10 protein-coding genes are annotated in these 12629 nt (G+C 42.6%); 5 read left to right on the top strand and 5 right to left on the bottom strand.

Annotation, left to right across the window (positions count from 1 at the left end; translation table 11 throughout):
• Positions 1-4 precede the first annotated feature (4 nt).
• The 3 genes from NFS34_RS10205 to rne form a co-directional block, all read right to left on the bottom strand.
• On the bottom strand, positions 5-2161 hold the full coding sequence (locus NFS34_RS10205; RefSeq protein WP_251359937.1) for a diguanylate cyclase: 2157 nt from the start codon (positions 2159-2161) through the stop codon (positions 5-7).
• A gap of 8 nt (positions 2162-2169) precedes the next feature.
• Positions 2170-3072 (bottom strand): hypothetical protein, encoded by a 903-nt coding sequence (locus NFS34_RS10200; protein ID WP_251359936.1) that lies wholly within the window; start codon positions 3070-3072, stop codon positions 2170-2172.
• Positions 3073-3235: 163 nt separating this feature from the next.
• Entirely contained in the window at positions 3236-5923 is a 2688-nt protein-coding gene (gene rne, locus NFS34_RS10195; protein ID WP_251359935.1) for a ribonuclease E, read from the bottom strand.
• Positions 5924-6642: 719 nt separating this feature from the next.
• Between rne and rluC the strand changes: the two genes are divergently transcribed.
• The 3 genes from rluC (at position 6643) to NFS34_RS10180 (ending at position 8848) form a co-directional block, all read left to right on the top strand.
• The gene (gene rluC, locus NFS34_RS10190; RefSeq protein WP_251359934.1) at positions 6643-7611 is read left to right on the top strand and encodes a 23S rRNA pseudouridine(955/2504/2580) synthase RluC; all 969 of its coding nucleotides are present in this window, start codon (positions 6643-6645) and stop codon (positions 7609-7611) included.
• A gap of 74 nt (positions 7612-7685) precedes the next feature.
• The gene (locus NFS34_RS10185; RefSeq protein ID WP_285834477.1) at positions 7686-8387 is read left to right on the top strand and encodes an HAD family hydrolase; all 702 of its coding nucleotides are present in this window, start codon (positions 7686-7688) and stop codon (positions 8385-8387) included.
• Positions 8312-8848, top strand: coding sequence for a YaeQ family protein (locus NFS34_RS10180; protein WP_251359932.1), 537 nt, complete (start codon positions 8312-8314; stop codon positions 8846-8848). The genes NFS34_RS10185 and NFS34_RS10180 overlap by 76 nt, the downstream gene beginning before the upstream one ends.
• A gap of 16 nt (positions 8849-8864) precedes the next feature.
• Here NFS34_RS10180 and NFS34_RS10175 read toward each other — a convergent pair whose 3' ends face one another.
• Positions 8865-9392 carry a peroxiredoxin gene (locus NFS34_RS10175; RefSeq protein WP_251359931.1) on the bottom strand — a complete coding sequence of 176 codons (528 nt, stop codon included), beginning with the start codon at positions 9390-9392 and terminating at the stop codon, positions 8865-8867.
• Positions 9393-9526: 134 nt separating this feature from the next.
• Here NFS34_RS10175 and NFS34_RS10170 point away from each other — a divergent pair, with 134 nt between their 5' ends.
• Together NFS34_RS10170 and recA are read left to right on the top strand one after the other, a co-directional pair.
• A complete protein-coding gene (locus tag NFS34_RS10170; protein ID WP_251360308.1) occupies positions 9527-10108 on the top strand; it encodes a GNAT family N-acetyltransferase in 582 nt (193 codons plus the stop codon).
• Between the two features lie 169 nt (positions 10109-10277).
• Positions 10278-11309 carry a recombinase RecA gene (gene recA, locus NFS34_RS10165; RefSeq protein ID WP_251359930.1) on the top strand — a complete coding sequence of 344 codons (1032 nt, stop codon included), beginning with the start codon at positions 10278-10280 and terminating at the stop codon, positions 11307-11309.
• 41 nt (positions 11310-11350) lie between these two features.
• Here the strand turns inward: recA and NFS34_RS10160 are convergent, their stop codons facing one another.
• Complete coding sequence (locus tag NFS34_RS10160; protein WP_251359929.1) at positions 11351-12574, bottom strand: DUF418 domain-containing protein; 1224 nt, start codon at positions 12572-12574, stop codon at positions 11351-11353.
• Positions 12575-12629: the final 55 nt, after the last annotated feature.

The raw sequence follows: 12629 nt of genomic DNA, 5'->3' as shown, positions 1-12629 counted from the left end.
TCAATTACGCCACGCTAATGGTATTTTTACCGCTATCTTTGGATTCGTATAAGGCCTTATCGGATTGTTCTAATAACTGTTTTAAGCTGGTCACTTGGTTATTCTGAGAGGCGATTCCTATGCTCACGGAAAAGTTAATAATTTGATCTTCGTGTTCAATAGCAGATAGTTTATTCTTCGCTTTATTGGTAATGTTTAGAGCTCTAAATTGATTAATCCCGGGCATAACTACAATAAATTCATCCCCACCATAGCGTCCGATTTGGCAACCAGCAGGTAAATATTGTTTAAAGGTTTCTGCCAGCGCCTGTAGGCAACGATCGCCAGCTTGATGTCCATAGCGATCATTGATGGTTTTAAAATCATCAAAATCAATAAAAGCTATCGAAAGCGGGTTGTTTGGATTGAAGTTTTTCTTCAACTCGTGATCGATAAAGGCTTCGATAGCATGCCGATTATAGAGCCCTGTTAGCTTATCAATTTCTGCTTGGGTTTTAATGTCACTTAACGACTCTGCATTTAAAATGCTCCTAACTAACTCGGACGAGTAGTTTTCAATAAATGCTTTGACCGCGCTACTTTTTACAAAATCGTGGCCAAGCTCTAGCAAACAAGCGCTCCATTCATGATCACGCACAGTAACGGGCACAATCAAGAATTCGCCATTACGACCTCGAATTTTTTTGATTTGGCCAAGTTTGGCAATATTGGCTATTTGCTTTAAATTCGCCTCGACAATTTCATAATTAAAGCCTTTTCGATGGCGAGTGTCATAAACGGTTTTAATATCGGCAGCGGTTTTATAAATGACTGCATTGGAGTTAACGCCTAGCTTGTCTTTAAACTCGTTGAAAAACTCATCAATGATGTATTGTTTATGATCTTTTTGGTCGGACTGATGAATATAGCTATTAATTTTGCTTAATAGACGATTAAAGTCTTTTTCAAGGTTATAGACAAAAGCGGTTTTGGCTTTTTCAAGATTGGCCGTATCTCTTTGGATCCGCATTTGCACCAAACGATCCGCTAAGCCAATCGAAAAGACTAGAGCTTCGAACATAATGGCCACTATCACCCCATATTGGGTAAAGAAACTTTGCGGTACCAGATCCCAAACGTATAAAAAGCGGAAAATGATAACAAATAGCAAGGTTGAAAAAGCTAGCGTGAAGAAAATTGCTTGCCGATTCTTAGCACGCCAATGGAAAAACATTAACAAGGCATAATAAGCAACACCGCTTAAGGCCAAGGCATTGATGGGGGTCAATAAAACCAGATCGTATGTTGGAAATAAAACACAAAGTACAAAAGCAACGGCATAGGCTACTTGATAAAAACTAATGACCTTATCCAGCTTTGGTGTAAAGAAAACGGTATTTAAAAACTGGCGAACGAAGGTAGCGAAGAAAAAAGATGTTAAACATAAAAACATTAACCCCTTGGAAAGGTCTTTTCCTAGCCAAGCTAAACTGGGGTAATGGTAAAGAAAGCCGGTCACATTCAATATTAAAACAAGCATGGAGCTGTGATAAAGAATGTAATAGAGGTAAGCATTGTCGCGGATGGTGATGTAGAAAAAGCTGTTTATGACCACCATTAAAAATATGCCAAATAAAATTGCTGAGAAAAAACTGTTGGTTTTAGTATCTTGAACTAAAAATTCGTGAAACTCCCAAAGCTCTATCTTTGCAGTGATGGTTCTTTTTTCGGGTATTTTAAGATAAAAATGCTCTGCGTTTTTATGGTCTTCTAAAAAAAACACTTTACTTTGATTGGTATGAATAAAGCTATCGCTGAACTCAAAGCGATTTTTGCTAGCAATCGGCTGCGAAAAATCATCGCCTTTGAAAATCTCAATATCAGTAACGATAAAGGGTGATATGGCCAGAGCTGGATCTTTAAGCGAGCTAACGGCTTTACCATCTATATAAAACCAATGATAGCTAGTTTCTCCTTGGTGCTTCAGTTGAATAGGGCTTGTTATGGCTTCAAACTGTTGCAAACTCGGCGGTGTCTTAGCAAAGCTTTCTTCAGTAGAAGCATAGTATTGTAAGGGTAAGTTCAACTCGCTACTGGAAGGCTTAGGCGCAATTAACCCGAGCACCATAAAGACTAAAATTATGGGGATTAAAAATGCCAAAATTTGTAGCTTACTATTCAAGGCTTCACCTAGATTTTTATTTCACCCATTTTACTTAAGTCGGGGCAGTGTTCTAATAAATCGGCAGGGGTTACAAACATGGCCTGCTGTTGTTGCAACAACACAATCCCTTGTTTCGAATCTGCATTGTCAAATTCAATTTTTTGTTCAATTGCGTGAATTGCTTGTGCAAAATGATGAACCGTATCAAGAATTTGGTTTTCCAGATCGCTAGAAAAATCACCATCATCACTTTTGAGTTGCGCCAACAATTCTTCACCATTAACTTCAGTTGGCAAAATGTCGGGTGCTGCACCTAGAACTTGCACCTTGCTTTGTGCTGGAGTTTGGTGGTTTGCAGCTCTAGCCAACAAGTTATCTTGGTTTTGGTTAGCAGCTTTAAGCAGGTTACCGTTTTTGATGGTCAATTCATAATCTGCGCCAGCATCTTGGTAGCATTGAAAAACAAATTGGGAACAAACCATAGGCGTTTTATCGCCATATTTATAGTGATTGATAATGGGTAGCAATTTTTCCACGGCAAGTTTTAGAATGCGTAAAATTGCTTTTTGTCGCATTCCTGATGGCGTGAGTTTTTTATAAACTAGAATTAAACCCACCAAATATAGGTTGCTCATACCATAAGGTTCAAGCTCATTTAGATAGTGACTTGCAGCTTTGATTACTGGCGAAAACTCGCTATGGCGCTGATCGCGCATAACGTGAATGGTACGTTCTTTGAATCGTTCGCTTGCTGGAGCTACGCGTACCGCTGGCGGTGTTTCTTCAATAATATTACTAAAGTCTTTGTAACTCATAGCCGCATGGCTAACAGGGGCACCAGTGAGCCAGACGATAGCATCGGAAATCCAGCTGCCTTTTTCTGGTGAGAAGAGCAGTAGATCGCCTGAGTTTAAGTCTTTGATATCCATGAATTTTACCCCTTATAATTATTGATTAAATAGTAACCTAATTAGTAAGAGATAGAAAGAAACTTATTGCTGGCACAACGTTGAGGCTGAATATAAAAAAGCCCTTCGGGTGAAGGGCTTGGCGTTAACTGCTAGCAATAGCTGCTAGTAATTCTTTGCAGAATTATAAATCGATAGACGTTTTCGATGCAGGGCTTGAGCTTTGATTAACCAAGGTATCTTGGATGTTTTCAGTAATCAACTCATCGTCTGCGAAATCGATAGCAGCAAACTCTGCTAGCGGCGGTAGCGGATCTGAGCTTACGGCTTTTGCCGCGGGCGCAGAGGCTTTAAGGCTTCGAATAACGCTGGTTTTTCTCGTCTCTTGCACAGTGTCTGCAGACTTTGTAGCTTTAGCTTCAGAACCAAGCTTCGTCTCGTCGACATTGTCATCAACAATGGCTTCTGGAGCCGCAGGTTTTTGGCTAACAGTTTCTTCAGTTTCTTGAGCGACTGCGACAGGCGCTGCTTTTGTAGTACTCTCGGGAGCTGTTGGTTGCTGCTTATCCATAGCTACAGATTTCGCCACACCATTAACCGCTTTTGCTTCAGTGTTCACTGCTTCGTCAGTAGCCTTTGCAGGTTGCTCCATCACTAGCTTTACAGAATCTTCAAGCGATTTACGCGCTTTATAAATCATCACTTCTTCTGGCGAAGCTTTAGGTTTTGGCTTAGCAGCATTGTTCTTATCCGTAGGCTTATTCACAACTTGAGCCTTCTCTGCTGCTTTGACGGAGCTGCTTTGTTCGTTGCTCGGCGTAACTTGCGCCATACGTTCAGCACGAGTTTTGCGCTCCGGTCTCGGCGGATGCTTAGGCTTGTGGGTTTGCGGCTTTTGCTGCTTACCTTGCGTTGGTTTGCGTGGTTTTTTGTGTTGCTGCTTTGGTTTATCAGCAAGTTTTTGTGGCTTATCAGCTAGCGGCTGCTCCTGCTTTTTATTGTGAGCATTTTGCTGCGACTGTTGCTGGTTTTGCTGCTTGTTTTTATTGTAATTGCGATTACGCTTTTTACTTTGATAACGGCCGTTACGGTTATTAGCATTTTTATTACCACCGCGGTTGCGTCCTTTATTATTGTGACGCGACTGCTGTTTATCGTTACCAGTTAGTTTATCCCACAAGCGCTGCAAGAACCCTTTTTTCTTGACTGTTTTTTTGTGTGGTTTTTTCTTATGCTGTTTTTTCGGCTTAGTTTTCTTCGGCGAAACTTGCTCAGATGGCATGGGTACTGACTGAATGGCCGCTTTTTCAATGTTCGCTGCTAATTCTGGATTGGTTGAGCGGACGTATTCCACCTGACTTGGCGCATCCACTAAGGCATAACTTGAGCCCTGATGAGTTTCATCACCTTTAACTCGCAACACTTCATAGTGCGGCGTTTCCATGTGTGGATTAGGTACTACGATAATACGAACTTTTTGTTGCTTTTCGATTTGCTCAATCTTGCGACGTTTTTCGTTAAGCAAGAAAGTCGCTAATTCCACTGGTGCAATCACTTGTACTTCGGCAGTAGACTCTTTCATCGCTTCATCGCCTACTAGGCGTAAGATGGATAAACCAAGAGAATCTGTACCACGAATAACGCCATGGCCAGTACAGCGTGGACAAACGTGTTGGCTGGATTCTTCTAGCGAGGGGCGTAGACGCTGACGTGACATTTCCATTAAACCGAACTTGGAAATTCGACCGATTTGAATACGAGCGCGATCACGTTTAACAGAGCTGCGTAGAACGTTTTCCACTTCGCGCTGGTTTCGCGGCGGTCCCATATCAATAAAATCAATTACGATTAAGCCGCCAATATCGCGAAGACGCAACTGACGAGCGATTTCTTCAGCCGCTTCTTTGTTAGTGTGAAGGGCGGTTTCCTCAATATCGCCGCCTTTGGTGGCGCGTGCGGAGTTGATATCGATTGATAACAAAGCTTCGGTTTGGTCGAACACGACCGAACCGCCTGATGGTAAACGAACTTCACGCTGGAAGGCGCTTTCAATCTGGCTTTCTACTTGGTAGCGGTTAAACAAAGGGATATCATCTTGATACAGCTTTATTTTACGCACAAAATCAGGACGTTGCTTAGCCAGCTCAGATTTAGCCAGCTCGTAAACTTCTTGTCGATCCACCAATATTTCACCGATATCGGGGCGTAAATAATCGCGAATAGCACGGTTTATGACGTTTGATTCTTGGTAGATAAAAAATGGAGCAGGGCGCTTTTCAGCTTCTTGCTTGATGGTGTTCCAGAAGTTTAGCAAATAAGAAAAGTCACCATTAATTTCTTCAAAGTCTTTGCCAACACCTGCGGTTCGTATAATGCAGCCCATACCTTTGGGCACATTTAGCTGGCTCATAACCGATTTTAACTCTTGTCGATCGTCGCCTTCGATACGGCGAGAAATGCCGCCAGCACGAGGGTTGTTCGGCATTAAAACCATGTAAGAGCCGGCTAAACTGATCGAGGTGGTTAAGGCTGCGCCTTTATTGCCACGCTCCTCTTTATCAATTTGTACGATAAGCTCTTGGCCTTCTTTAAGCGCGTCTTTTATTGAAGGACGACCGCGAGATGGTGGGTTGTGCATATATTCGCGGGCTACTTCTTTTAGCGGTAAAAATCCATGTCTTTCGGCGCCATAATCCACGAAAGCGGCTTCTAGGCTTGGCTCAATTCGAGTAACCTTACCTTTATAAATATTACCTTTTTTCTGCTCGCGACCTGCAAGCTCAATATCCAAATCGTATAATCTTTGGCCATCGACCAAAGCAACTCGCATCTCTTCGTTATGATGAGTTGCGTTAATTAACATTCTTTTCATTAAAAATTCTCTCTAAATTCTTTTTTGTAAGAGATATTTCACGAATGCTAGAAAAGGCAGGAATTGCGTAAGAAAGGTAAAAACTGGGTAAAAATCTTAAAAGATAACTTAAGCTAAACGGGTTAAACTAGCCAAGCAGCTTCTTTATGTTATAGAAGTTGTATGACATGAATGATAACGTCTAGCGCTCCCTTCGGAACCATTTTTGTCTGAAATATCAAATGGTTATTTACGATATCTCAAGTAATTTTTACTTTTAGTGATGGGCTATTTTATGTCTTACGGTTTATGCTTTGTTTAACTACCGGCATAAAAGAAGCCAATCTAACCGCGCTACTGTAACTCCAAGGAGCTGATTTCAATCAATCGCATTTTTTAGCGATTGGCTAGCGCTACTACAATTCTGCTATGTCCGCTTTCGGAAATAACTTAAAATTTTGCTTGGTATTGTTATCGCAGAGCTTTCTCATTCGGGGCTTTACCCCAGATCCCATATCGGATCCTAGCGACGAAAGTTACTCATCAAGCCATTCGTTAGAGCACAAGGCTCACGCCACGCATTATAGCGAGCAAGTTGGTTGTGGGCAATCTTTATTCTTGGGCTAAGTTGTTGATTCACTATTGTTCTAAGCGATCGGTTTAGTGAACGGATTTATAGGGCTAGTTGACATCGGCAAATGGGCTTTTAGCGCATTCGGTATTCAGGTATAGTGCGCCCCATGAGTGAAGTCTCCTATCCCAAAGTGCAATTTGTCGAGGTGCAGGCCGAAGAAGCAGGCCAGCGTATCGATAATTTCCTATTAAAAAAGCTTAAAGGTGTGCCTAAAAGCCGTATTTATAAAATGCTGCGCAAGGGTGAAGTTCGGGTCAATAAGGGGCGGGTTAAGGCTGAATATAAGATCGAGGCGGCTGACATGGTGCGCATTCCGCCCGTTAGAGTGGCAGAGTCGAAAACGCAAGTACCTACGGCGCTGAATAAAGTTCAGGCGCTAGAAAAGGCCATTATTTACGAAGATTCGCGCATAATAGTGCTTAACAAGCCGCATGGCATGGCGGTGCATGGTGGTAGCGGTATGAGCTATGGGGTGATCGAAGCAATGCGCGCCTTACGGCCAAAAGCACCTTACCTTGAGCTGGTTCATCGTCTTGATCGTGATACGTCGGGCTGTCTGCTGATCGCGAAAAAACGTAGCGCTTTACGCTTTTTGCACCAACAACTACAAAAAAAGACCATGACTAAGCGCTATTGGGCGTTAGTCAATGGCCAGTGGCCAAAGAAGTTAAAGCAAGTGGACGCGCCGCTGGCGAAAAATCAGGTGAAATCTGGTGAGCGCTTGGTTCGAGTAACCGAAGAGGGCAAAGCTTCGTTAACCTCGTTTCGCATTATTGAAACGTTTCAAAGCACCACGCTCGTTTCGGCCGAACCGATTACCGGTCGAACCCATCAAATTCGGGTGCATGCCCAATATGCCGGATGTGGTTTAGTTGGTGATCCAAAATACGGTGAAGACGCTATCAACCAAAAGCTGAAAACAAAAGGTTTGAGTGAACGTTTATTTTTGCATGCTTATTCGCTGAAATTTCGGGTTAGTCCAGAATCCAAACCCATCACGGTTGAAGCGCCTTTACCCCAGCCACTAGAAAATACCCTAGATTATCTTAGAGCTGGCAATAGCCTTGGAGACTAAAGAGTTTGGACGCCAAAACGCTCGTTGATCAAACAGAGTCACCGAAAATCTTGTTAAAGGACACCAAGCTGATTGTGTTTGATTGGGATGGGACCCTTATGGATTCTACTGGCCGGATTGTTTCTGCCATGCAACAAACTGCGCGAAATCTAGCTTTGGCTATCCCGAGTGAGGATGCAGTCAAAGGCATCATCGGTTTGGGTTTAACGGAGTGTTTTAATATTTTGTTTCCTGACTTGAAAGAGCATGCAGCTATAACGGAGGAATATCGCTATCAATATGTGGAAGGCGATAAAACCCCTAGTCCTTTGTTCGATGGGGTAGAGCAGGTGTTATTGGAGCTGAAAGCTAAAGGTTACCAATTGGCGGTGGCGACCGGTAAAGCGCGCGAAGGGCTCGATAGAGTATTAAAAGTAACCGGCTTGAAAGAATTTTTTACTCATACCATTGGTGCTAATGAAGTAGAAAATGGCAAACCCAGCCCGGATATGCTCAATATTTTAATGAACAAAAGCAACGTTAGCGCCAAGCAGTTGGTGATGATCGGTGATACGGGTTTTGATTTGCAGATGGCGCAAAACGTAGGCGCTTATTCTATCGGCGTCAGCTTTGGCGCCCAATCCAAACAGCAGTTAAAGCTTTATCAACCTGTGGCGATTATCGATCAATTTCGCCAACTTAAGGCTTTTTTTAATCCCTCATGGCGCTTAAAGCTACCATTTATAAAGCTTTGGTCAATATTGCCGATTTGGATCAGCAATATTACGGTGAATTGAACTTGACCCTTGCGCAACATCCTTCCGAGTCGGACAAACGCATGATGGTGCGACTGGTTGCCTATATTTTAAATGCTCAAGAGCGCTTGGAGTTTACCAAAGGTTTGTCGGAAGACGGCGAGCCTGAAATTTGGCTTAAAGACTATACTGGCGATATCGAGCTGTGGATTGAATTAGGGCGACCGGATGAGACGCGCTTGCGCAAAGCTAGTCACAAGTCGCAGCAAGTATTGCTGTATTGTTATGATGAGAAGGCCAGCGAGGTTTGGTGGAAAAATCATCAGCATAAATTACGGGATTATAAAAATCTTAGCGTCTTTGCTATTAATGATGAGCAGCTGGCAGGGGTTAGCACCATGATCGAGCGTACCATGCAACTACAAGCAACCATCGAAGATGAACAATTGTGGTTGAGCAATAGCGACAAAAGCCAGCTGATCGATGTTATTAAGCTAAAGTGATTTTCTCAGCTGCTGGCTAGAGTAACTCTTTTTGCAGCTGCGTCAGCTTGGCCATTACATTTTTGGAGTGCTCGTCGGCATTGACTTTTTCAAAGTGAAAAACGATATTGCCATCCGGATCGATAATAAAGGTTTGCCGTTTAGTGTATTCAACAGGGCCGAAACCACCCATTACCTTATAAGCCTTGGCAGCTTTCTTCTCTGTGTCAGAAAGAATGTCGAAGGGTAGCTGGTATTTTTTACTGAACTCTTGGTGTGAGCTATTATGATCTAGCGAGATCCCAACGATGTGAGTATTAATTTTTTGAAATTTGTCGTAAGCATCGCGGAAGTTTTTTGCTTCGGTGGTGCAGCCTGGAGTGTCATCTTTGGGATAAAAGTACAAAACCAACCATTTGTCTTTATAATCATCGAGCGATTTTAAACTGCCATCTTGTGCCATTAACTTAAAATTAGGCGCTAATTGACCAACGAAATCACTAGCAGTTGCTGTTCCAGCGAAAATCATGCCGCAAACTGATAAGAGTACAAATAGTTTTTTCATAAGCTAAACCCGTTGATTGTTGCAATTGCTTTATCATAACTTACTTTAGTTAAAGTGAGAAATGAACGAAACTGAGGTTGTGAATAAGTATTCCGGCAGTAGAGTGGCGAAACAGGAGTGAAGAAAAAGTGAATATGCTAACAAAAAAGCACTTAACCGATGTCCAATACCAGGTTCCTGTGCTGGAAACTGAGCGCTTGCGGTTAAGAGAGTTCCGTTTGAGTGATTTTGAGTCTTATGCGCAGTGGATGAGCGATCCTAATTTTCGACGCTTTTTAGGCAAAGGCGAACTCCTCAATCGCGAAATGGCGTGGCGTGCTTTTTGTGGCATGATCGGCCATTGGGTGCTGCGTGGCTTTGGCTTTTGGGCCTTGGAGCATAAGCAGACGGGTGATTATGTTGGTCACGTGGGGATCCATTATCCCGAAGACTGGCCGGATATTGAAATTGGCTGGGGGCTTGATCCAAAACAGCAGGGCCAAGGCTATGCTTTTGAAGCGGCAGAAAAGGCCATGCAATTTGGTTTTGAAAGCTTGCAGCTTGAGGCTTTAATCAGTCTTATCGTTCGCGGCAATCAACCTTCGGTAAATCTTGCTCAGAAACTGGGTGAAAAACACCATAAGGTCATTGAAATGATGGGGCGCAAGGTCGATATTTTTAGAATTACTGCTGATGAATATGGTGAGATGGTGAAAAATGAACGACTTACATCGTGAATGGCAATATTCCTAATGAATTGATTAAGAAAGCCTATTACCAAAGCTAGCAATTTATGGAATAATCAGCCACTGCTTCTGACGATTTGCTTCCCAGCGATTTTAAGATAAACCAATTATAGTAAGAGCGTAAATGCTCGAATTTAATAGATATTAGGTAGGTATCCCTATGGATGAGAATAAAAAGAAAGCCCTCGGTGCAGCGTTAACTCAGATTGAGCGCCAATTTGGTAAAGGTTCAATCATGCGTTTGGGCGATAACAGCGCTGCCAAAGGCATAGAAACCATTTCAACAGGTTCTTTGGGACTCGATATAGCGTTGGGAATAGGCGGCTTGCCAAAAGGTCGTGTTGTTGAGATTTATGGTCCTGAGTCTTCGGGTAAAACAACGCTAGCTTTGCAAGCCATTGCGGCTTGTCAGGCTGATGGCGGTACTGCAGCATTTGTCGATGCGGAGCATGCGCTCGATCCAATTTATGCCGAAAAATTAGGCGTTAATCTGGATGATTTGATTGTTTCGCAACCGGATACGGGTGAGCAAGCGCTGGAAATCACCGATATGTTGGTGCGCTCAGGCGCGGTTGATATTTTGGTCGTTGACTCAGTTGCAGCATTAACACCAAAAGCGGAAATCGAAGGTGAGATGGGCGACTCGCACATGGGCTTGCAAGCGCGTTTGATGTCGCAAGCTTTACGTAAATTAACCGCTAATATCAAACGTTCAAATACATTATGCGTATTCATTAACCAAATTCGTATGAAGATCGGTGTTATGTTCGGTTCTCCTGAAACGACCACAGGTGGTAACGCGCTTAAATTCTACGCTTCTGTACGTTTAGATATTCGCCGTATTGGTCAGATCAAACAAGCAGACGAGATTATTGGTAACGAAACCCGCGTTAAGGTGGTGAAAAACAAAGTGGCGCCACCATTTAAACAAGCGGAGTTCCAGATCTTGTATGGTGAAGGCTCTTCATTGGAAGGCGAGATCTTAGACTGGGGCGTGAAACACGATCTAGTGGACAAGTCGGGTGCTTGGTACGCCTACAATGGCAACAAGATTGGTCAGGGCAAACAAAACGTGATTAAGTTCTTGAAGGAAAACCCTGAAATTAAGGAACAAATCGAGAAGAAGTTACGCGATATGTTGCTAGTGACTGCTTCTGCTGAAGATGATTCAGAAGAAGAAGTAGAAGCATAAAGCTACTCACTAAATCATTCCCGCAGCAGCGGGAATGATACTTAAGCTTTCTTTATAGCTAAAAGCCTTCCATAAGTAAGGCATCTCCAGATCCATTCTAATGGCCCATATTTAAAATGGCTCAACCATAGTTTTGAAGTAAGAATTTGAGTCACGAAAATACAGCAGGCGATAAGCAACATCGTAGCTGGTCCGACGGTGCCGGCGTAATTATATCCAATGCCGTAAAAAATAGTGATGCAGATTAGGGTTTGCATTAAATAGTTGGTTAATGCCATGCGACCTGGTGCGACGAATACCATTAAGAACTTTTCCCAATGTCGCCATGCCAATAAGAATAAAGCGCCATAGGCAAAACCCATTGGAAAAACTGAGCACATATATAACAGCATTCGCAATAAGCCTTCGGCATTTGGCGCGCCTGCGAATGCAAATACTGCGCCAATTTCAGCATAAAAGTAACTGGCAATTGCACCAAAGGTAAAGCCAAAGATAACAATTCTGAGCAGTAATTTTGGTTGGTTAAGCATTTTGCCCTGAATGATTTTCCGACCACACCAAAGCCCCATTAACATTACAAATAGCAGTTTAGGTAAACGCCAAGACTCAAGCACATAACCGACTCGCAGCAATGAACCTGAGGTTGTAAAAGCAAAAAACTCTTGCCAAGTTTCAAGCTTTAGCAAGGCAAGAATATCGTTACTTTGCTCAGCAAAGCTGGCAGCTAATCCCAATTGGCCTAGTCCATAAAAGCCCACGTCCATACTTAGATCAAACGCCCAAGCGATTAAATAACCAATAATAGGTATTAAAAATGTGATGCCAGCAAATATTAATATTGAGCGGTCGGAGAATGTGTTGACCAATAATAAAATAAATCCAAGCAAGGCGTAGAAGGTTAATATATCGCCAAACCAGAATAGAACAAGATGAACTAACCCAATAGCCAGCAAGATAATTAGGCGCTTGAGATAAATGAATAGTGCTTTTGCATCACCATTCGACAAGCGTGATAACTGAACACTGAATCCAATGCCGAATAGTAAAGAAAAAAGTGTATAAAATTTACCGTCAATCAAGAGAGTGTTTAGAAAGTCATAGTTCACGTAGTCAGAGTCCGATACCTTGGCTCGAAGGTCATCGGACATAAAATCCCAGCCAGAAAAAGTTCTAATATTGGCGATTAAAATACCAAATAAGGCAAAACCTCTAATGGCATCCAATAACTCAAGACGGTTGTTTGGGGCGTAGCTACTGTTACTCATATAAATGCATCCTTGACAATTAAAGAGTTGATGAGCCTAACTTAGGTTAGACCTA

Source organism: Kangiella sp. TOML190 (assembly GCF_023706045.1).
Classification (GTDB): Bacteria; Pseudomonadota; Gammaproteobacteria; order Enterobacterales; family Kangiellaceae; genus Kangiella.
This window is presented reverse-complemented; position numbering and strand designations above follow the sequence as displayed.